The sequence below is a fragment of the Enterobacter sp. MALB-1 genome (assembly GCF_041021625.1).
In the GTDB taxonomy this organism is placed as follows: domain Bacteria; phylum Pseudomonadota; class Gammaproteobacteria; order Enterobacterales; family Enterobacteriaceae; genus Enterobacter; species Enterobacter oligotrophicus.
Window position 1 is genome coordinate 1,338,090 of sequence record NZ_JBDPJL010000001.1, and the last position, 20,182, is coordinate 1,358,271.

Annotated in this window: 19 protein-coding genes and 1 pseudogene; 16 read left to right on the top strand and 4 right to left on the bottom strand. The window is 54.1% G+C overall.

Features of this window, described 5'->3' with window-relative positions:
• Positions 1-33: 33 nt before the first annotated feature.
• From ndk to ABGB15_RS06500, 14 genes and pseudogenes are all read left to right on the top strand, one after another.
• On the top strand, positions 34-465 hold the full coding sequence (gene ndk / locus ABGB15_RS06435) for a nucleoside-diphosphate kinase (protein WP_152081845.1): 432 nt from the start codon (positions 34-36) through the stop codon (positions 463-465).
• Between the two features lie 147 nt (positions 466-612).
• A complete protein-coding gene (locus ABGB15_RS06440) occupies positions 613-1,779 on the top strand; it encodes a bifunctional tRNA (adenosine(37)-C2)-methyltransferase TrmG/ribosomal RNA large subunit methyltransferase RlmN (protein WP_152081844.1) in 1,167 nt (388 codons plus the stop codon).
• A gap of 293 nt (positions 1,780-2,072) precedes the next feature.
• Complete coding sequence (rodZ, locus tag ABGB15_RS06445; RefSeq protein ID WP_215723650.1) at positions 2,073-3,071, top strand: cytoskeleton protein RodZ; 999 nt, start codon at positions 2,073-2,075, stop codon at positions 3,069-3,071.
• A gap of 26 nt (positions 3,072-3,097) precedes the next feature.
• Positions 3,098-4,216 carry a flavodoxin-dependent (E)-4-hydroxy-3-methylbut-2-enyl-diphosphate synthase gene (gene ispG, locus ABGB15_RS06450; protein WP_152081842.1) on the top strand — a complete coding sequence of 373 codons (1,119 nt, stop codon included), beginning with the start codon at positions 3,098-3,100 and terminating at the stop codon, positions 4,214-4,216.
• Positions 4,217-4,297: 81 nt separating this feature from the next.
• The gene (gene hisS, locus ABGB15_RS06455; protein ID WP_215723649.1) at positions 4,298-5,572 is read left to right on the top strand and encodes a histidine--tRNA ligase; all 1,275 of its coding nucleotides are present in this window, start codon (positions 4,298-4,300) and stop codon (positions 5,570-5,572) included.
• A gap of 13 nt (positions 5,573-5,585) precedes the next feature.
• A complete protein-coding gene (locus tag ABGB15_RS06460; RefSeq protein ID WP_152081840.1) occupies positions 5,586-6,206 on the top strand; it encodes a YfgM family protein in 621 nt (206 codons plus the stop codon).
• Between the two features lie 10 nt (positions 6,207-6,216).
• On the top strand, positions 6,217-7,395 hold the full coding sequence (gene bamB, locus ABGB15_RS06465; protein ID WP_215723648.1) for an outer membrane protein assembly factor BamB: 1,179 nt from the start codon (positions 6,217-6,219) through the stop codon (positions 7,393-7,395).
• Positions 7,396-7,507: 112 nt separating this feature from the next.
• Positions 7,508-8,977 carry a ribosome biogenesis GTPase Der gene (der, locus tag ABGB15_RS06470; RefSeq protein ID WP_152081838.1) on the top strand — a complete coding sequence of 490 codons (1,470 nt, stop codon included), beginning with the start codon at positions 7,508-7,510 and terminating at the stop codon, positions 8,975-8,977.
• A gap of 244 nt (positions 8,978-9,221) precedes the next feature.
• Positions 9,222-9,619, top strand: a pseudogene (gene tssD, locus ABGB15_RS06475) (type VI secretion system tube protein TssD).
• Entirely contained in the window at positions 9,619-10,167 is a 549-nt protein-coding gene (locus ABGB15_RS06480; protein WP_215723647.1) for a DUF2778 domain-containing protein, read from the top strand. The pseudogene tssD and the gene ABGB15_RS06480 overlap by 1 nt, the downstream one beginning before the upstream one ends.
• A complete protein-coding gene (locus tag ABGB15_RS06485; RefSeq protein ID WP_215723646.1) occupies positions 10,151-10,423 on the top strand; it encodes a hypothetical protein in 273 nt (90 codons plus the stop codon). The genes ABGB15_RS06480 and ABGB15_RS06485 overlap by 17 nt, the downstream gene beginning before the upstream one ends.
• A gap of 286 nt (positions 10,424-10,709) precedes the next feature.
• Positions 10,710-12,251, top strand: coding sequence for a peptide MFS transporter (locus ABGB15_RS06490; RefSeq protein ID WP_152081834.1), 1,542 nt, complete (start codon positions 10,710-10,712; stop codon positions 12,249-12,251).
• 61 nt (positions 12,252-12,312) lie between these two features.
• Entirely contained in the window at positions 12,313-13,347 is a 1,035-nt protein-coding gene (locus ABGB15_RS06495) for a Gfo/Idh/MocA family oxidoreductase (RefSeq protein WP_215723645.1), read from the top strand.
• Between the two features lie 52 nt (positions 13,348-13,399).
• Complete coding sequence (locus ABGB15_RS06500; RefSeq protein WP_152081832.1) at positions 13,400-13,621, top strand: zinc ribbon domain-containing protein; 222 nt, start codon at positions 13,400-13,402, stop codon at positions 13,619-13,621.
• On the opposite strand, the gene ABGB15_RS06505 is transcribed toward ABGB15_RS06500, so the two are convergent.
• The 3 genes from ABGB15_RS06505 to xseA form a co-directional block, all read right to left on the bottom strand.
• Entirely contained in the window at positions 13,618-13,968 is a 351-nt protein-coding gene (locus ABGB15_RS06505) for a protealysin inhibitor emfourin (RefSeq protein ID WP_215723644.1), read from the bottom strand. The genes ABGB15_RS06500 and ABGB15_RS06505 overlap by 4 nt on opposite strands.
• Entirely contained in the window at positions 13,969-14,988 is a 1,020-nt protein-coding gene (locus ABGB15_RS06510; protein ID WP_215723643.1) for a M4 family metallopeptidase, read from the bottom strand. It abuts the gene before it with no gap.
• 71 nt (positions 14,989-15,059) lie between these two features.
• Positions 15,060-16,433, bottom strand: coding sequence for an exodeoxyribonuclease VII large subunit (gene xseA / locus ABGB15_RS06515; RefSeq protein ID WP_152081829.1), 1,374 nt, complete (start codon positions 16,431-16,433; stop codon positions 15,060-15,062).
• A gap of 159 nt (positions 16,434-16,592) precedes the next feature.
• On the opposite strand from xseA, the gene guaB reads away from it, so the two are divergent.
• Both guaB and guaA read left to right on the top strand, forming a co-directional pair.
• The gene (gene guaB, locus ABGB15_RS06520; protein WP_152081828.1) at positions 16,593-18,059 is read left to right on the top strand and encodes an IMP dehydrogenase; all 1,467 of its coding nucleotides are present in this window, start codon (positions 16,593-16,595) and stop codon (positions 18,057-18,059) included.
• Positions 18,060-18,126: 67 nt separating this feature from the next.
• On the top strand, positions 18,127-19,704 hold the full coding sequence (gene guaA / locus ABGB15_RS06525) for a glutamine-hydrolyzing GMP synthase (protein WP_152081827.1): 1,578 nt from the start codon (positions 18,127-18,129) through the stop codon (positions 19,702-19,704).
• A 90-nt stretch (positions 19,705-19,794) separates the two neighbouring features.
• Here the strand turns inward: guaA and ABGB15_RS06530 are convergent, their stop codons facing one another.
• Entirely contained in the window at positions 19,795-19,965 is a 171-nt protein-coding gene (locus tag ABGB15_RS06530; protein ID WP_152081826.1) for a YfgG family protein, read from the bottom strand.
• Positions 19,966-20,182 lie beyond the last annotated feature (217 nt).

Sequence of the window (20,182 nt, forward strand, 5' to 3'; positions counted from 1 at the left end):
TGCAAAACAACAGAACATTTGACAGAGGTTATCATGGCTATTGAACGTACTTTTTCCATCATTAAACCAAACGCGGTGGCAAAAAACGTTATTGGCAGCATCTTCGCTCGCTTTGAATCAGCAGGGTTTAAGATCGTTGGCACCAAAATGCTGCACCTGACCGTTGAACAGGCTCGCGGTTTCTACGCAGAGCACGAAGGTCGTCCATTCTTTGACGGTCTGGTTGAGTTCATGACTTCTGGCCCAATCGTGGTTTCCGTGCTGGAAGGCGAAAACGCGGTTCAGCGCCACCGTGACCTGCTGGGTGCAACCAACCCGGCTAACGCTCTGGCGGGCACTCTGCGCGCTGACTACGCTGACAGCTTCACCGAGAATGGCACCCACGGTTCCGACTCTGTTGAATCTGCTGCACGTGAAATCGCCTACTTCTTCGGCGAAGGCGAAGTGTGCCCACGCACCCGCTAATAATTTCGTAAATGCTGCGTGCAAACGTGGCATCCCTGCGCCAGACTTTGTACAATGCAACGCCCCGGACGAGCAGACTGCTTTCCGGGGTGTTTCTTTTCAACCCTCCACGGGCCATAACGTGTAACAACGAGGCCGGAAAATATTATGTCTGAATTAGTGAATACCTCCGAAGTCGCCATTCCTGCGGTTCCCAATAAAAATGGAAAAATCAACCTGCTGGATCTGAACCGTCAGCAGATGCGCGAGTTCTTTAAAGAGATGGGCGAGAAGCCGTTTCGTGCCGATCAGGTCATGAAATGGATGTACCATTATTGCAGCGACAACTTTGATGACATGACGGACATCAACAAAGTGCTGCGCAATAAGCTCAAAGAAGTGGCTGAAATCCGTGCGCCGGAAGTGGTGGAAGAACAGCGCTCATCCGATGGCACCATCAAATGGGCGATTGCCGTGGGCGATCAGCGCGTTGAAACCGTGTATATCCCGGAAGATGACCGCGCCACGCTGTGCGTCTCTTCCCAGGTCGGCTGTGCGCTGGAGTGTAAATTCTGCTCCACGGCTCAGCAGGGCTTTAACCGTAACCTGCGCGTGTCCGAAATTATCGGCCAGGTGTGGCGTGCTGCGAAAATTGTTGGCGCGGCGAAGATCACAGGAACGCGCCCGATCACCAACGTGGTGATGATGGGGATGGGTGAACCGCTGCTGAACCTGACTAACGTCGTTCCGGCAATGGAAATCATGCTCGATGACTTTGGTTTTGGTCTGTCTAAACGTCGCGTGACGCTCTCCACCTCGGGCGTAGTGCCTGCGCTGGATAAACTGGGCGACATGATTGACGTTGCGCTGGCGATCTCCCTGCATGCACCTAACGACGAAATTCGTGACGAAATTGTACCGATCAACAAAAAGTACAATATCGAAACCTTCCTCGCAGCTGTGCGTCGCTACCTGGAGAAATCCAACGCGAACCAGGGCCGCGTGACCATCGAGTACGTGATGCTCGACCACGTAAATGATGGCACCGAGCATGCGCATCAGCTTGCTGAGCTGCTGAAAGATACGCCGTGCAAGATTAACCTGATCCCATGGAACCCGTTCCCTGGTGCACCGTATGGTCGTAGCTCGAACAGCCGTATCGATCGCTTCTCAAAAGTGCTGATGGAGTATGGGTTCACCACCATCGTGCGTAAAACGCGTGGTGATGACATCGATGCCGCGTGCGGACAGCTGGCGGGTGATGTTATTGACCGTACCAAACGTACTCTGCGTAAACGCATGCAGGGTGAGTCGATTGCGGTCAAAGCTGTTTGATTATTATGCAATCACGGCGCATGATCTGCGCCGTGAAGCATAATCTTACTGAATAATCAGTCAGATTCGTGATGATTGATTAATAATTACGGTGCGTTTTATACGACTTTCGGGCAGTATGTAACGACGTAACAACAGTTTAGCTTCATGGGCAGGCCAGTGCTGTTATCTGCGGCCTGACAGTCTTATACTGTTTGTTCAAGGTTAAATTACCTGAAGTTTCGCGGTGCGGGTGGCATTGTGACTCACCGGCACCTGAACCCATTTTTTTCACGTACCAGTAGTTGTAGCGAATGAATACTGAAGCCACTCACGACCAACATGAAGCACTCTCCACTGGCGTTCGTCTTCGCAACGCCCGTGAACAACTCGGACTCAGCCAGCAAGCCGTTGCCGAACGCTTGTGCCTGAAGGTTTCCACGGTTCGCGATATTGAAGAAGATAAGGCTCCTGCCGATCTTGCTTCAACATTCCTGCGTGGTTACATCCGCTCTTACGCAAAACTGGTTCATATCCCTGAAGACGAATTACTGCCGATGATGGAGAAGCAGGCACCGGTACGTGCAGCGAAAGTTGCGCCGATGCAGACTTTCTCTCTGGGAAAACGTCGTAAAAAACGTGATGGCTGGCTGATGAGCTTTACCTGGCTGGTGCTGTTTGTGGTGGTTGGCCTGACGGGCGCATGGTGGTGGCAAAACCACAAAGCGCAGCAGGAAGAGATCACGACCATGGCCGATCAATCCTCAGCTGAGCTTAATCAATCCGGTAACGACAACGCGCAAAGCGTGCTGCTGAACACAGAGGGTGCGGCGACGACATCCAGCGAGCCACAGACAGCGGCAACGGATGCGCCTGCGACCGAACCAGCGCCAACGCCAGACGCAACAGCGAACACTGCTCCGGCAACGCAGGCGCAGGATCAGAACGCGGTGGTTTCACCTTCTCAGGCCAATGTTGATACCGCACCTGCGGACAACGCTGCTGCACCATTACCAACCGACCAGGCAGGTGTTGCAACGCCAGCAGCCGATCCCAACGCGCTGGTGATGAACTTTACTGCCGATTGCTGGCTGGAAGTGACGGATGCTACGGGTAAAAAACTGTTCAGCGGTCTGCAGCGTAAAGATGGCACGTTAAACCTAACGGGCCAGGCCCCGTATAAACTTAAAATCGGCGCTCCGGCAGCGGTACAGATCCAGTATCAAGGAAAACCTGTCGACCTGAGCCGCTTTATCAGAACTAACCAGGTTGCGCGTCTTACCGTTAATGCCGAACAATCAGCAGCACAGTAACAGACGGGCAACGCGGGAGATTTTTCATGCATAACCAGGCTCCGATTCAACGTAGAAAATCGAAACGGATCTACGTTGGGAATGTGCCAGTCGGGGACGGCGCGCCAATCGCCGTCCAGTCGATGACCAACACGCGCACCACGGACGTGGAAGCGACGGTCAACCAAATCAAAGCATTAGAACGCGTAGGCGCGGACATTGTTCGCGTCTCCGTGCCGACCATGGATGCCGCTGAGGCGTTCAAATTGATCAAGCAGCAGGTCAGCGTTCCGCTGGTTGCAGATATCCACTTCGACTACCGCATTGCGCTGAAAGTTGCTGAGTATGGCGTAGATTGCCTGCGTATTAACCCAGGTAATATCGGTAACGAAGAGCGCATTCGTATGGTTGTGGATTGCGCGCGCGACAAAAACATTCCAATCCGCATCGGCGTTAACGCTGGTTCTCTGGAAAAAGATCTTCAGGAAAAATACGGCGAGCCAACGCCACAGGCGCTGCTCGAATCTGCCATGCGTCACGTCGATCATCTGGATCGTCTTAACTTCGATCAGTTCAAAGTGAGCGTCAAAGCGTCCGATGTGTTCCTGGCAGTGGAATCGTATCGCCTGCTGGCAAAACAGATCGATCAGCCTTTGCACCTCGGGATCACCGAAGCAGGGGGGCTGCGTAGCGGTTCTGTGAAATCGGCAATTGGTCTGGGGCTGCTGCTTTCCGAAGGGATCGGTGACACCCTGCGCGTCTCGTTGGCGGCCGATCCGGTGGAAGAGATCAAAGTCGGCTTCGACATTCTGAAATCACTGCGTATCCGCGCCCGTGGGATCAACTTTATCGCTTGCCCAACCTGTTCACGTCAGGAGTTCGACGTCATCGGCACGGTGAATGCCCTCGAGCAGCGTCTGGAAGACATCATCACCCCGATGGATGTCTCTATTATCGGTTGTGTGGTGAACGGTCCGGGTGAAGCGCTGGTGTCAACGCTGGGCGTTACCGGCGGCAACAAGAAAAGTGGTCTCTATGAAGATGGTGTTCGTAAAGATCGTCTGGATAATAGTGACATGATCGACCAGCTTGAAGCCCGCATCCGTGCCAAAGCCACGATGATGGATGAATCGCAGCGCATCAGCGTGCAGCAGGTCGAAAAATAACGTGATGGGAAGCGTGCCGCTTCCCATGTATGATTGAACCCATTCTTTGGGTTCTTTTTTGTATATAGAAAGAGAATAAACGTGGCAAAAAACATTCAAGCCATCCGCGGCATGAACGATTATCTGCCTGGCGAAACCGCCATCTGGCAGCGCATTGAAGGCACACTGAAACAGGTGCTCGGCAGCTACGGTTACAGCGAAATCCGTTTGCCGATTGTAGAGCAGACCCCGTTATTCAAACGTGCGATCGGTGAAGTAACCGACGTGGTTGAAAAAGAGATGTATACCTTTGAGGACCGCAACGGCGACAGCCTGACGCTGCGTCCGGAAGGTACGGCGGGCTGCGTACGCGCCGGCATCGAACATGGTCTCCTGTACAATCAGGAGCAGCGCCTGTGGTATATCGGCCCGATGTTCCGCCACGAACGTCCACAGAAAGGGCGTTACCGCCAGTTTAACCAGCTGGGTGTGGAAGTCTTTGGTCTGCAAGGCCCGGACATCGACGCCGAACTGATTATGCTGACGGCCCGCTGGTGGCGCGCACTCGGTATTTCTGAGCACGTTTCGCTGGAGCTGAACTCCATTGGTTCTCTGGAAGCGCGCGCAAACTACCGCGATGCGCTGGTGGCGTTCCTGGAACAGCACAAAGAGAAGCTGGACGAAGACTGCAAACGCCGTATGTACAGCAACCCACTGCGCGTTCTGGATTCCAAGAACCCGGACGTGCAGGCGCTGCTGAACGATGCGCCTGCACTGGGTGACTACCTGGACGACGACTCCCGCGAACACTTTGCGGGCCTGTGCAAGCTGCTTGAAGCGGCGGGTATTGCCTATACCGTTAACCAGCGCCTGGTGCGCGGCCTGGACTACTACAACCGCACCGTGTTTGAGTGGGTCACCACCAGCCTCGGCTCGCAGGGCACCGTGTGTGCTGGCGGTCGTTATGATGGTCTGGTTGAGCAACTGGGTGGTCGTGCAGCCCCGGCGGTTGGCTTTGCGATGGGTCTTGAGCGACTTGTTTTGCTGGTTCAGGCAGTTAATCCGGAATTTAAAGCAGATTCTGTTGTCGATATATACCTGGTGGCCTCAGGCGCGGATACGCAGTCTGCGGCGATGCAGCTTGCCGAACGCGTGCGTGATGCACTGCCGGACGCTAAGCTGATGACCAACCATGGCGGCGGCAACTTCAAAAAACAGTTTGCTCGTGCCGATAAGTGGGGCGCAAGTATTGCACTGGTGCTGGGTGAGTCCGAAGTGGCTAACGGCGAAGTGGTAGTGAAAGACCTGCGCTCTGGTGAGCAAACAACGGTAACGCAGGACGGCGTTGCGGCGCACTTGCGCACTTTATTGGGCTAAGGAGAAGGACTGCGTGGAAATTTACGAGAACGAACACGACCAGGTCGACGCGATTAAACGCTTCTTTGCTGAAAACGGCAAAGCGCTGGTTGTTGGGGTTATTTTGGGTGTAGGTGCATTAGTAGGCTGGCGTTACTGGAACAACCATCAGGCTGATTCCGCACGCGGCTCTTCTCTGAACTACGAAAATACCGTTAGCGCGATTCGTGCTGACCAGCCACAAACGCTGGCAGCGGCAGAGAAATTTGCAGCTGACAATAAAAACACCTACGGTGCGCTGGCCGCGCTGGAAGTGGCTCAGCAATACGTTGATAAAAACGAACTGGACAAAGCCGCTGCGCAACTGTCTCAGGGCCTTGCTGCTGCAAGCGATGAAAACCTGAAAGCAGTGATCAACCTGCGTCTGGCACGTATCCAGGTTCAGCAGAATAAAGCCGATGATGCGCTGAAAACGCTTGATTCCATCAAAGGTGAAGGGTTTGCCGCTATTGTTGCCGATCTGCGCGGTGAAGCACTGCTGAGCAAAGGTGACAAAGCGGGCGCGCGTAAAGCGTGGCAAGCTGGCGTAGATAGCAAGGCTTCACCTGCGCTGAGTGAAATGATGCAGATGAAAATAAATAATTTGTCCGTCTGAGAGGGACCCGATGCAATTGCGTAAATTACTTCTGCCAGGACTGCTTTCTGTTACGTTATTGAGTGGCTGTTCACTGTTCAGTGGCGAAGAAGATGTTGTCAAAATGTCCCCGCTGCCGACGGTTGAAAACCAGTTTACCCCATCAACCGCATGGAGCACCTCCGTGGGTGATGGTATTGGTGATTTTTATTCCAACCTGCACCCGGCGTTTGCTGACAGTGTTATCTATGCCGCAGACCGTAAGGGTACGGTGAAAGCCGTTAACGCAGACGACGGGAAGGAAGTGTGGTCTGTTAACCTGGCGGAAAAAGACGGCTGGTTCTCCCGCAAACCGGCACTGCTTTCTGGCGGCCTGACCGTTGCCGGTGGTCATGTGTATGTGGGTAGCGAAAAAGCCCAGGTTTATGCGCTGAACACCAGTGATGGAACTATCGCATGGCAAACCACGGTTGCCGGTGAATCCCTGTCTCGTCCGGTTGTCAGCGATGGTCTGGTATTGATTCACACCAGTAACGGCCAGCTGCAGGCATTGAACGAAGCGGATGGCCTGGTGAAATGGACCGTTAACCTGGATATGCCTGCGCTCTCTCTGCGCGGTGAATCCGCACCGGCTACCGCTTTTGGGGCTGCCATTGTAGGCGGTGACAACGGCCGCGTGAGCGCGGTGCTGATGCAGCAAGGCCAGATGATTTGGCAGCAGCGTATCTCTCAGGCAACTGGCTCTACTGAGATTGACCGTCTGAGCGATGTCGATACTACGCCAGTGATTGTTGACGGTATTGTTTATGCGCTGGCTTATAACGGCAACCTGACTGCGCTGGATCTGCGCAGCGGTCAGATCATGTGGAAACGTGAGCTGGGCTCGGTGAATGATTTCATCGTTGACGGTAACCGTATCTATATGGTTGACCAGAACGACCGTCTGCTGGCGCTGAGCACCGAAGGTGGCGTGACGCTGTGGACGCAAAGCGATCTGCTGCACCGCCTGCTGACCGCACCGGCCCTGTACAACGGTAGCCTGGTGGTGGGTGACAGCGAAGGGTATATGCACTGGATTGACCCGGAAACGGGCCGCTTTACTGCACAGCAAAAAGTCGACAGTTCTGGTTTCCTGACGGAGCCGGTAGTGGCTGACGGCAAGCTGCTGATCCAGGCAAAAGACGGGACGCTGTACGCGATCACGCGTTAATTACCCGGCGGTTGTAGTATACTAAACGGCTCCTGTTCACTCAGGAGCCGTTTTGACATTTTTAAAAACGCCGCGAAAGCGACGTGATTTTGAATTTTATGAGGCTTCAAACATGGTACCTGTGGTCGCGCTTGTCGGGCGCCCTAACGTTGGAAAATCCACTCTTTTTAACCGTTTAACACGCACCCGTGATGCGCTGGTTGCGGATTTCCCAGGGCTGACGCGTGACCGTAAGTACGGTCGTGCAGAGGTGGAAGGACGCGAGTTTATCTGTATCGATACCGGTGGTATTGATGGTACGGAAGATGGTGTTGAAACCCGCATGGCGGAACAGTCTCTGCTGGCGATTGAAGAAGCAGATGTCGTTCTGTTTATGGTCGATGCCCGTGCGGGCCTGATGCCGGCGGATTCTGCTATTGCCAAACACCTGCGCTCGCGTGAAAAGCCAACCTTCCTGGTGGCGAACAAAACTGACGGCATTGATGCCGATCAGGCCGTTGCGGATTTCTGGTCCTTAGGTCTGGGTGACATTTACCCTATCGCGGCGTCGCATGGTCGTGGTGTGACCAGCCTGCTCGAAACCGTGCTGCTGCCGTGGGTTGATGAAGTGAACCCGCCGGAAGAGGTGGACGAGGACGCCGCATACTGGGCGCAATTCGAAGACGGTGAAGCGGAAGAAGAACCTGAAGAGGCATTCAACCCGCAGGATCTGCCGATCAAGCTCGCCATCGTGGGCCGTCCAAACGTAGGTAAGTCTACACTTACTAACCGTATTCTGGGCGAAGAGCGCGTGGTGGTCTACGACATGCCGGGCACCACCCGCGACAGCATCTACATCCCTATGCAGCGCGATGAGCGTGAGTACGTGCTCATCGACACCGCAGGCGTGCGTAAGCGCGGGAAAATCACCGATGTGGTGGAAAAATTCTCCGTTATCAAAACCCTGCAGGCGATTGAAGATGCCAACGTAGTATTGCTGGTCATTGACGCGCGTGAAGGTATCTCCGATCAGGACCTCTCTCTGCTCGGTTTTATCCTCAATAGTGGGCGCTCACTGGTTATCGTGGTCAACAAGTGGGATGGCCTGAGCAATGAAGTGAGAGAGCAGGTGAAAGAGACGCTGGACTTCCGTCTGGGCTTTATCGACTTTGCCCGCGTACACTTCATCTCTGCGCTGCACGGCAGCGGTGTCGGTAACCTGTTCGAGTCTGTGCGTGAAGCGTATGACAGCTCCACCCGCCGTCAGAGCACCGCCATGCTGACCCGTATCATGAATATGGCTGCAGAAGATCACCAGCCGCCGCTGGTGCGTGGTCGTCGCGTGAAGCTGAAATATGCCCATGCCGGTGGTTATAACCCGCCAATTGTGGTCATTCACGGCAACCAGGTGAAAGATCTGCCGGATTCCTACAAGCGTTATCTGATGAACTACTTCCGTAAATCGCTGGACGTGATGGGCACGCCTATCCGTATCCAGTTCAAGGAAGGGGATAACCCGTTCGCCAACAAGCGTAATACCCTGACGCCAAACCAGATGCGTAAGCGTAAACGTTTGATTAAGCACATTAAGAAAAGCAAATGATGGTTCACTAAAAATTTGCTTTCATTCCATACCAGAAGCCCGCATTGCGTCGGGCTTTTTGTTTATATAAACAGCATTTTTAGTTTAATGAATTTTGCCATACCGGAGTATCAAAAAAAGCGGATTAACAGCATATTGAAAGGACATCAAAATGGCCGTTCCTGCGTATATATGGCTCTACAATTCAACTGGAACCCTCATCCAGGGAAGTAGCAACGTACTGCTGCGTGAGGGTGCTATTGAAATGCAGAGCTTTAACCACGGCGTACACATCCCCTACGATAATACTTTTGGCAAACTCACCGGTACACGCGGCACGACCAGCTAAGTTTCACCAAAGAGCTGGACAAGGCCACTCCTTACCTGAACCGTGCAGTCTGTCAAGGCGAGACGCTCCAGCAGGCGATCATTAAGTGGTATCGGATTAATGACGCAGGTTTAGAGGAGGAATTCATGCACATCATTTTGAAAAACATCAAAGTGGTGGCAGTCACGCCGGTGATGCATAATTTTAAGAACACTGGCGGCCAGATGAACAACCCTACTGAATCGGTTTCGCTGGCGTATGAAAGTATTACCTGGCTTTATCTCGACGGAAATATTTCATACACAGACGTATGGAATCAGCGAGTGGTGGCTTGATGATCAGTTGCAGAGTCGATTTTAATCATCTCTATGACGAAGGCCGCGTGGCCCGTTTGGATGTGGGCGGCGTAGGTTCATTTCCGGTTTTTTCTGGGTTGGGTGAGCTGGTAAATAAGCCAGAATGTTCATACATGACGAATGCTACTGTGCCACCAGGTAGTTACTGGATCGTAGATCGTCCGTCAGGTGGACTGTTTTCTCATAGCCAGACATGGTTCAAACATGCTTTTACAGGGAATAACTATTACGACTGGTTTGCCTTGTTCCGCAAAGATGGCGTAGTTGATGACTATATGAATTTCGATGTCGATTCACGACACCATTACCAGCGAGGCCATTTCCGTTTACACCCACCCCGGCCAGATGGTTCTGGTATCAGTGAGGGTTGCATAACCTTCTTCCTCTCGCGTGACTTTTATGTAGTGCGATCTGCATTGTTAAAAGCCCATCGTCATCTCATTCTACAGGGGGATAAACTCTGGGTTTATGGTGATATTACGGTTATTGGTAATACCTCAGGGAGTTGTGATGTCACGCCCGGCTAAATGGTCGTTACGACTGCTGGTGTTTCTGGCCATCATGTTTGTGCTGATGCTCTCAGGGGTTTTCGACCCGCTATCCGAAAGTCTGAAATATACCGTCACGAACCTGATGAATTACATTCCAGCTGAGAAACTGGAGTCTTACCCTGATCGTGTAGAGGATAACTCTTTCACGATGTACATCGTGTTTAATGCGCTGGCGGCGGCTGTGGCTGTATTCCTCGGGGAAAAGATAGTTTGGTTGGTTCGTAATACTTAAAACAGTCAGGCGGCAATTAAGCCGCCTTTATTCCCCCATTCAAAACGCCAGCCTTCCCTGTGTGATGTCAATCACTAATCACTTTTAACCACGTTTAAATCTAAGAAAGTAGACAATCGTCGAATTTTCATCTTAAAGTTCGTGGTCTGGTACTAGACAAAACTAGCGCCGGGTTATCAAATGGTTAACTAACTTTTCGCCGCCTGTAAAAAATCGGTCAGATACGTAACTGACCGGCGTACATGCTGGTGTTTACAAGCACGACACATACCTTTTCGGGAGAATTATGCAATCCTCTGTTAATCAAAAAGAAAGCCGAACGTTCTTCGGCCATCCTTATCCGCTCGGTTCACTGTTTTTCACCGAGATGTGGGAACGTTTCTCGTTTTACGGCATCCGCCCGTTACTGATTCTGTTTATGGCGGCCACCGTTTATGACGGCGGGATGGGGCTGGCGCGTGAAAATGCCTCTGCGATTGTCGGGATCTTTGCCGGGACTATGTATCTCGCCGCGCTGCCGGGCGGCTGGCTGGCAGATAACTGGCTCGGCCAGCAGAGAGCCGTCTGGTATGGCTCTATCCTGATTGCGCTCGGACATTTGTCAATTGCGCTTTCAGCCATCATGGGCGATAACCTGTTCTTTATCGGCCTGATGTTTATCGTGCTCGGCTCTGGCCTGTTCAAAACCTGTATCTCGGTTATGGTGGGGACGCTGTACAAAAAAGGCGATGCACGTCGTGACGGCGGTTTCTCGCTGTTCTACATGGGCATCAACATGGGGTCGTTCATTGCGCCATTGATCTCCGGCTGGCTGATTAAAACCCACGGCTGGCACTGGGGCTTTGGTATCGGCGGCATCGGGATGCTGGTGGCGTTGATTATCTTCCGCGTGTTTGCCGTCCCGGCCATGAAACGTTACGACAGCGAAGTGGGTCTGGATTCCACCTGGAACAGCCCGGTCGTGAAGCGAAATGGTGTCGGCGCATGGCTATTGGCGCTGGCGGTGGGTGTCGCGGTTATCGTTACGCTGATTGCGCAGGGCGTGATTGTGATCAACCCGGTCGCGGTTGCCAGCGTGCTGGTCTATGTGATTGCGGCGTCCGTCGCGCTCTATTTTATCTACCTGTTCATTTTTGCAGGGCTGAACCGCAAAGAGCGCGCCAGACTGCTGGTCTGCTTCATCCTGCTGGTCTCCGCAGCGTTCTTCTGGTCCGCGTTCGAGCAGAAACCAACCTCGTTCAACCTGTTTGCTAACGACTACACTAACCGCATGATCGGTGATTTCGAGATCCCGGCGGTGTGGTTCCAGTCGATTAACGCCCTGTTCATCATTTTGCTGGCACCGGTGTTTAGCTGGGCATGGCCGAAACTTGCCAGCATGAACATTCGCCCGAGCAGTATCACCAAGTTTGTCATCGGTATTCTCTGTGCCGCCGCAGGCTTTGGCCTGATGATGCTGGCAGCGCAGAACGTTCTGAATAACGGCGGCGCAGGCGTGTCTCCGTTCTGGCTGGTGGGCAGCATCCTGATGTTGACGCTCGGTGAACTGTGCCTGAGCCCGATTGGTCTGGCGACCATGACACTGCTGGCCCCGGAAAGAATGCGTGGTCAGATGATGGGGCTGTGGTTCTGCGCCAGTGCGCTGGGTAACCTGGCGGCGGGCCTGATTGGTGGACACGTGAAGGCCGATCAGCTGGATATGCTGCCGGATCTCTTCGCGCGTTGCTCCATTGCGCTGTTGATCTGTGCTGCGGTACTGATCGTCCTCATTGTTCCGGTACGTCGTATGCTGGAAAATACGCAGACTAAGCCGGCCGCTAACGCCTGATAAACCTCGACTTTGCCGGGGCGGGTGCCTGCCCCGGCAATGGCTAATACGAGGTGAGGATATGCTGTTAGGGTTTGTTGGGCTTGGCGCGGTTGTTGAAACGGCATATTTGCCCGCATTACGAAACCAGTTTGGTAACTCGCTACGCTGTTCTGGATTCGATCTTCTGTCGACAAAAAGGCCCGAAGGGATAACACGTTGCGCATCACTTTCTGAACTCCTTGCTCAGCCTCTCGATACGTTGTTTATCACCACCGCATCTCTGCACCATCTTGAGGTGCTTGAACAGGCGCTTGCCTCTTCCGTCTCGCGTATTGTGGTTGAAAAACCGATTGTCGCCACGCTTTCCCAAATCGAAACGCTGAAAACATTGCTGGCGATGCCCGGTGCTGCGTCTCGTGTGCTTGCGCTCGATCACTGGATGGCGCGTATCGAAACGGCGACGCTGGCGCTGGTCAGCACTTTTTCCGATATCGTCAGAATAGAAGGGTTTTTGCAGGAGCCAAGCGGGTATAACACGGCTGGTGAACCCATCGCACTCAACTTCGCCACCGGCGAACCGGATACGCGTACGCTCCGCCATCCTGACGGCGTGATTCTGGACATCGGCACGCATGTGCTGGCGATGATGCGTGAAATGGTGCGCTATCTGGGGGGAAACAATACCCTGTCATTACAGGTGATGAGCGCTAAAGACCGACTGGGGCGCGATATTGCCAAAGGCGACCTGACGACGGCGGAAGGCGAAGCACACCTGCAGGGGCAGATGAGCGGCGTGCCGGTGGATATCTGGTTGAATAAATACGCTGGTCCGTTGGGCGGACAGAAAGGGCTACGGCTTTATCTGCGCGACGGGCGCATCATTAGCCACGATCGGCGCGGCACGGAAGATGTTATCGAGCTGATTAATGGCGACGCTATACAGCGCTGGGATCTTCCCGGTACGATTTACGAACGCTGCCTGGCCGGGCATATCCTGGGCGCAAAAAATCTGTTTGAACGCGACCCGCATGAGGTGAGCCGCACGACGCAGCGCAGGCTTGAAGAGGTCGAGCTGTTGCTGACCCTGCAACAACAGCTACGTGGTTCACATTAAGCGCATCGTGTTAATATCAATGCAGTCATGAATTCCACCCGAAGGAGTCACCATGTCGATTATCTGTCCGGATTGCCATGCAGACCTGGAGCCACAAAACGGTGTAGCCCACTGTGATAACTGCAATAAAGACATTGCGCTCGAAGCCCGTTGCCCCGAGTGTCATCAGCCACTCCAGGTCTTAAAAGCCTGTGGAGCGGTGGACTATTTCTGCCAGAACGGCCACGGCCTTATCTCTAAAAAACGCGTGGAGTTTGCTCCGGCCGAAAGTTAATCGCACACGCAGCCTTCGCCTTTTTGCCAGAGTTCGACCAGCGATTCCGGAGCTTCCTGCTCTGGCACCAGCACAATAATATCGGCGTATTGCGCCTGATTGTGCCGGGTCCAGATTATCTGGATACGAAAATAGCGCTGATCCCCACGGCCGGGTGAGGAAGGCTTTCCCGGCGGCTGACCGCGAGGAAATGCCTGCTCCAGTATGCTCACCACCCGCTGGCGTTGTGTCTCGTTGAGTGACGAGAGCGTTATTCTGCGCTGGCCGCTCAGCTTAGGAATAAAAGCGACGCCGCCTTCGCGAGCCAGCTCGACGACGGCGTCGTCCGTCAGTTCCGGAACCTGCATTTACAGCACTCCTACCTGTTCCCACGCGTGTTTAATGGCTGCCCCGACGTTACTGCCGGAGCGTTTTTCTCCATGCGCAATGGTCAGTTTTGCAAACGCCTCAAAATCCGCATCTTGCTTCAGATTGCGATCGCACACCGTGTCGTACCAGGCATAGCCCGTTTTTTCCCAGGCGTAACCGCCAACCGCGGTTGCGGCAAGATAAAACGCCCGGTTAGGAATACCGGAATTCAGGTGTACACCGCCGTTATCCTCACGTGTTTTAATAAAATCTTTCATATGCCCTGGCTGCGGATCTTTACCGAGCAGGGGATCGTCATAAGCGGTTCCGGGTTCGGACATAGAACGCAACCCTTTGCCGTTAATGCCTTTTGCCAGCAGCCCTTCACCAATCAGCCAGTCGGCGCTATCGGCAGTTTGCTTGAGGTGGTATTGCTTCACTAACGCGCCGAACACGTCTGATAACGATTCGTTCAGCGCGCCCGATTGTTCAAAGTAGATAAGCCCGGCTTCGGTTTCGGTCACGCCGTGGCTCAGCTCGTGCGCCACAACGTCGATGGCGATCGTGAAACGGTTAAAAATTTCGCCGTCACCATCGCCAAAGACCATCTGCTGGCCATTCCAGAAGGCGTTCTGGTATTCCCGGCCGTAGTGCACGGTGCCGGTCAATATCAGGCCCTTATTATCGAGCGAATCCCGCTGATAATTTTTCCAGAAAAAATCATGGGTGATCCCCAGATAATCATAGGCTTCATCTACCGCGACATCGCCATTAGAGGGCTGACCTTCATAACGTACCTGGGTGCCCGGCAGCTCCTGCGTCTGTTTTGCATCATAGATATCGCGCTCCAGTTGACCGGCTTTATTCACGTGCGGCGCGGCGGGTTTGCCCGGCATATGCGCCATCAGCGTTTGCACGTGGGTTAAGGTCTGACGAGCACAGCGCTGCTGCGGCTCTGAGCCACTCTCGATAATACGGCGAAGGATATAGGGGGGAATAACCGTGTGAAGATGGGACATGCTGCTCTCCTTATTTTGGCAAGGCCAGACAAAAGGGAATAGCAGCAGTATAGTAATTAACCGACGAAGATTTATCCGGTTTTACGCTGACGCGTCTTTTTCACCGGTTTGATATCCTTCACTTCGCTTTCTATCCAGCCGTCTGAGAGGCGGGTGGTAAGCACATCCCCGGCTTTTACCTGTTTGGTTTGCTTCAGTACTTTGCCATCTGTTGCCGTCGTCACGCTATAGCCGCGCGCCAGCGTGGAGAGCGGGCTGACCGCCTCCAGATGGGTTACCGCGTTGCCAAAGCGTTCACGCGTGCTGCTCAGGCGCGCGCGCAGGTTTTCCGCCAGGCGGTATTCAAGCTGTTGGATGCGCGTCTGCGCACGATAGATTTTTGGCTGAGGGTTTTGCTGGTTCAAACGCTGGGTGACACGCTGCTGGCGCGACACCGCACGCTTAAGCTGATTATCCAGCGCGAAATTCATTCGCTGACGCAGACGCTCCAGCACGGTTTGCTGGCGTGCCAGACGCAGCTGCGGATGCTGCTGTTGCAGGCGGTGATGAATCTGAGTAAAGCGGCGGGTACGGTTGGCAAGGAAATAATCCATCGCCATCTCCAGACGCTGCTGAGCGTTCTGAATCTGGCGCAACAGCTCCAGCTGATTGCGACTCACCACTTCCGCAGCAGCGGATGGCGTCGGGGCGCGTAAATCCGCGACAAAATCGGCGATAGTGACGTCCGTTTCGTGCCCGACGGCACTCACAATGGGGATCTGGCTGGCGAAAATCGCCCGCGCCACGCGCTCGTCGTTAAAGCTCCACAGGTCTTCCAGCGAGCCACCACCGCGCCCGACAATCAGCACGTCGCACTCCTGACGCACGTTCGCCAGTTCAATGGCGCGCACAATCTGGCCCGGCGCATCATCACCCTGAACGGCGGTCGGGTAGATAATCACGGGCAGGGAAGGGTCGCGGCGCTTCAGCACGTGCAAAATATCGTGCAGGGCTGCACCGGTTTTAGAGGTGATGACCCCAACGCAGTGCGCAGGCGAGGGCAGTGGTTTTTTGAACTGCTGATCGAACAGCCCCTCTTCAGAGAGCTTCGCTTTGAGCTGTTCGTATTTCTGCTGCAGTAAGCCTTCACCCGCAGGCTGCATGCTCTCGACGATAATCTGATAATCACCGCGCGGCTCATACAGGGTGATATTGGCGCGAACCAGAACCTGCTGGCCGTGCTGAGGGCGGAACGTTACCCGGCGGTTGCTGTTGCGGAACATCGCGCAGCGCACCTGGGCGGTGTCGTCTTTTAGCGTAAAGTACCAGTGGCCGGAGGACGGCTGCGTGAAGTTTGAGATTTCACCGCTGATCCAGACCTGTCCCATTTCCTGCTCAAGCAGCAAACGCACCGTCTGATTAAGGCGGCTGACAGTAAAAATTGAGGGGGATTGAGAGGATAACATGTGAGCGGGATCAAATTCTAAATCAGCAAGTTATTCAGTCGATAGTAACCTGCTGAGAGGGGAGTGCAAGGTTTTTTTCTAAAAAAGTGTGGATGCAATCGGTTACGCTCTGTATAATGCCACGGCAATATTTAACCACCCAGGTCAGAGATATTGCCCATGCTACGTATCGCTAAAGAAGCACTGACGTTTGACGACGTCCTCCTCGTTCCCGCTCACTCCACCGTTCTGCCGAATACTGCCGATCTCAGCACGCAGTTGACGAAAACCATTCGCCTGAACATTCCTATGCTCTCTGCGGCAATGGACACCGTGACTGAAGCGCGCCTGGCGATTGCCCTGGCACAGGAAGGTGGCATCGGCTTTATTCACAAAAACATGTCTATCGAGCGTCAGGCCGAAGAAGTTAGCCGCGTGAAGAAACATGAATCCGGCATCGTGTCCGATCCACAGACCGTACTGCCAACCACCACGCTGCACGAAGTGAAAGCCCTGACTGAGCGTAACGGCTTTGCCGGTTATCCGGTTGTGACCGAAGATAACGAACTGGTAGGCATCATCACCGGTCGCGACGTGCGCTTTGTGACCGATTTGAACCAGCCTGTCAGCGTGTATATGACGCCGAAAGAGCGTCTGGTCACCGTGCGTGAAGGTGAAACCCGCGACGTGGTGCTGGCGAAAATGCACGAAAAACGCGTTGAAAAAGCGCTGGTGGTCGACAGCAATTTCCACCTGCGCGGCATGATCACCGTTAAAGATTTCCAGAAAGCAGAACGTAAACCGAATGCCTGTAAAGACGAGCGTGGACGCCTGCGCGTTGGTGCTGCAGTTGGCGCGGGTGCGGGCAACGAAGAGCGCGTTGATGCGCTGGTTGCGGCGGGCGTTGACGTGCTGCTGATTGACTCCTCACACGGCCACTCTGAAGGCGTTTTACAGCGTATCCGTGAAACCCGTGCGAAATACCCGGACCTGCAGATCATCGGCGGTAACGTTGCGACGGGCGCTGGCGCTCGCGCGCTGGCGGAAGCCGGTTGCAGCGCAGTCAAAGTCGGTATCGGCCCTGGCTCTATTTGTACAACGCGTATCGTGACCGGCGTGGGTGTTCCACAGATCACCGCCGTGTCCGATGCGGTTGAAGCGCTGGAAGGCACCGGTATTCCGGTTATCGCTGACGGCGGTATCCGCTTCTCTGGTGACATCGCCAAAGCCATCGCCGCTGGGGCTGCTGCCGTGATGGTGGGCTCCATGCTGGCCGGTACGGAAGAATCTCCGGGTGAAATCGAGCTCTACCAGGGCCGTTCTTACAAATCTTACCGTGGTATGGGTTCCCTGGGCGCGATGTCCAAAGGTTCTTCTGATCGTTACTTCCAGACCGATAACGCGGCCGACAAACTGGTGCCGGAAGGTATCGAAGGTCGCGTGGCCTATAAAGGCCGTCTGAAAGAGATCATCCACCAGCAGATGGGCGGCCTGCGCTCCTGTATGGGTCTGACCGGCTGTGGTACCATTGACCTGCTGCGTACCAAAGCGGAATTCGTACGCATCAGCGGTGCGGGTATCCAGGAGAGCCACGTTCACGACGTGACGATCACGAAAGAGTCCCCGAATTACCGTCTGGGCTCCTGATAAGTTTCCGCGCCCGGCTCATGCCGGGCGCTCTGTTTTTGTTTCACTTGCCTCGGAATTAGCGTCAATGACGGAAAACATTCATAAACATCGCATTCTCATCCTGGATTTCGGTTCTCAGTACACTCAACTGGTGGCGCGTCGCGTGCGTGAGCTGGGCGTTTACTGTGAGCTGTGGGCGTGGGATGTCACGGAAGCACAGATTCGCGAATTCAACCCAAGCGGCATCATCCTGTCCGGCGGCCCGGAAAGTACCACCGAAGACAACAGCCCGCGCGCGCCGCAGTACGTGTTTGAAGCGGGTGTGCCGGTGTTCGGCGTTTGCTATGGTATGCAGACTATGGCGATGCAGCTGGGCGGCCACGTTGAAGGATCAAACGAGCGTGAGTTTGGCTACGCACAGGTCGAAGTCGTCAACGACAGCGCGCTGGTGCGCGGTATTGAAGACTCCCTGACCGCAGACGGTAAGCCGCTGCTGGATGTGTGGATGAGCCACGGTGACAAAGTTACCGCTATCCCGTCTGACTTCGTCACCGTTGCCAGCACCGAAAGCTGCCCGTTCGCGATCATGGCGAACGAAGAAAAACGCTTCTACGGCGTACAGTTCCACCCGGAAGTAACCCACACCCGTCAGGGGATGCGCATGCTGGAGCGCTTCGTGCGTGACATCTGCCAGTGTGAAGCCCTGTGGACACCGGCAAAAATCATCGACGACGCCGTTGAGCGTATCCGCCAGCAGGTTGGCGATGACAAAGTGATCCTCGGCCTCTCCGGTGGCGTTGACTCCTCCGTCACCGCAATGCTGCTGCACCGCGCCATCGGCAAAAACCTGACCTGCGTCTTCGTGGACAACGGTCTGCTGCGTCTGAACGAAGCCCAGCAGGTCATGGACATGTTCGGTGACCACTTCGGTCTGAACATCGTTCACGTGGAAGGCGAGCAGCGCTTCCTGGACGCGCTGAAAGGCGAGAACGATCCAGAAGCGAAACGTAAAATCATCGGCCGCGTCTTCGTTGAAGTGTTCGACGAAGAAGCGCTGAAGCTGGAAGACGTCAAGTGGCTGGCGCAGGGCACCATCTACCCGGACGTGATTGAATCCGCGGCCTCCGCAACCGGTAAAGCACACGTCATCAAATCTCACCACAACGTGGGCGGCCTGCCGAAAGAGATGAAGATGGGGCTGGTTGAACCACTGCGCGAGCTGTTCAAAGACGAAGTACGTAAGATCGGTCTGGAGCTGGGTCTGCCGTATGACATGCTCTACCGTCATCCGTTCCCTGGGCCTGGTCTGGGTGTGCGCGTGCTGGGCGAAGTGAAGAAAGAGTACTGCGACCTGCTGCGTCGCGCGGACGCGATCTTCATTGAAGAGCTGCACAAAGCTGACCTGTACAATAAAGTGAGCCAGGCGTTCACCGTGTTCCTGCCGGTTCGCTCTGTTGGCGTTATGGGCGATGGTCGTAAATACGACTGGGTTGTCTCCCTGCGCGCGGTAGAAACCATCGACTTTATGACCGCGCACTGGGCACACCTGCCGTATGACTTCCTGGGCCGCGTGTCTAACCGCATCATCAACGAAGTGAACGGTATTTCCCGCGTGGTGTATGACATCAGTGGTAAGCCACCGGCTACCATTGAGTGGGAATAATACCCCTTCGTAATCAGCAAATATAACCCTCTGTTATGCAGAGGGTTTTTTGTATCCGGAACGATAAAAAAGCGCTACACGCCCGCTGTATTAACGTTCGGATGTGTCAACATTCAGGCTGGTTTGTTGCGACTGGATTTTATCCTGGTGGTGATACCAGGCACCAATGGAGGAATAAACGAAGCGGCCAAAGAAAAACAGGAAACTGATAAGCAGTATAATGCGGGTCATCCGCGTGTTAAATCGATGTCGTTTGTGCATACGCGAGGCCTGACTCACTGTTTTTTTCCTGGGCATACCCTTTTGGGCGATACGGATATTAAGGCACAGCGGGAAGAGAGGGTCAATTCGCTGATGTGTAAAAAATCGTCAACCCTGACATTGGTTAATGATATCGAACATAAAATATACATTTACGACATTGATAATAAGGAGAAAGTTACCTCTAAAAATTGCAAGAAAGCATTATTCAAATAAA

Coding starts and splice junctions, on each gene's coding strand:
- ndk (WP_152081845.1), top strand. CDS start 34: ATGGCTATTGAACGTACTTTTTCCATCATTAAACCAAACGCGGTGGCA.
- ABGB15_RS06440 (WP_152081844.1), top strand. CDS start 613: ATGTCTGAATTAGTGAATACCTCCGAAGTCGCCATTCCTGCGGTTCCC.
- rodZ (WP_215723650.1), top strand. CDS start 2,073: ATGAATACTGAAGCCACTCACGACCAACATGAAGCACTCTCCACTGGC.
- ispG (WP_152081842.1), top strand. CDS start 3,098: ATGCATAACCAGGCTCCGATTCAACGTAGAAAATCGAAACGGATCTAC.
- bamB (WP_215723648.1), top strand. CDS start 6,217: ATGCAATTGCGTAAATTACTTCTGCCAGGACTGCTTTCTGTTACGTTA.
- der (WP_152081838.1), top strand. CDS start 7,508: ATGGTACCTGTGGTCGCGCTTGTCGGGCGCCCTAACGTTGGAAAATCC.
- ABGB15_RS06480 (WP_215723647.1), top strand. CDS start 9,619: ATGATCAGTTGCAGAGTCGATTTTAATCATCTCTATGACGAAGGCCGC.
- ABGB15_RS06485 (WP_215723646.1), top strand. CDS start 10,151: ATGTCACGCCCGGCTAAATGGTCGTTACGACTGCTGGTGTTTCTGGCC.
- ABGB15_RS06490 (WP_152081834.1), top strand. CDS start 10,710: ATGCAATCCTCTGTTAATCAAAAAGAAAGCCGAACGTTCTTCGGCCAT.
- ABGB15_RS06495 (WP_215723645.1), top strand. CDS start 12,313: ATGCTGTTAGGGTTTGTTGGGCTTGGCGCGGTTGTTGAAACGGCATAT.
- ABGB15_RS06500 (WP_152081832.1), top strand. CDS start 13,400: ATGTCGATTATCTGTCCGGATTGCCATGCAGACCTGGAGCCACAAAAC.
- ABGB15_RS06505 (WP_215723644.1), bottom strand. CDS start 13,968: ATGCAGGTTCCGGAACTGACGGACGACGCCGTCGTCGAGCTGGCTCGC.
- ABGB15_RS06510 (WP_215723643.1), bottom strand. CDS start 14,988: ATGTCCCATCTTCACACGGTTATTCCCCCCTATATCCTTCGCCGTATT.
- xseA (WP_152081829.1), bottom strand. CDS start 16,433: ATGTTATCCTCTCAATCCCCCTCAATTTTTACTGTCAGCCGCCTTAAT.
- guaB (WP_152081828.1), top strand. CDS start 16,593: ATGCTACGTATCGCTAAAGAAGCACTGACGTTTGACGACGTCCTCCTC.
- guaA (WP_152081827.1), top strand. CDS start 18,127: ATGACGGAAAACATTCATAAACATCGCATTCTCATCCTGGATTTCGGT.
- ABGB15_RS06530 (WP_152081826.1), bottom strand. CDS start 19,965: ATGCACAAACGACATCGATTTAACACGCGGATGACCCGCATTATACTG.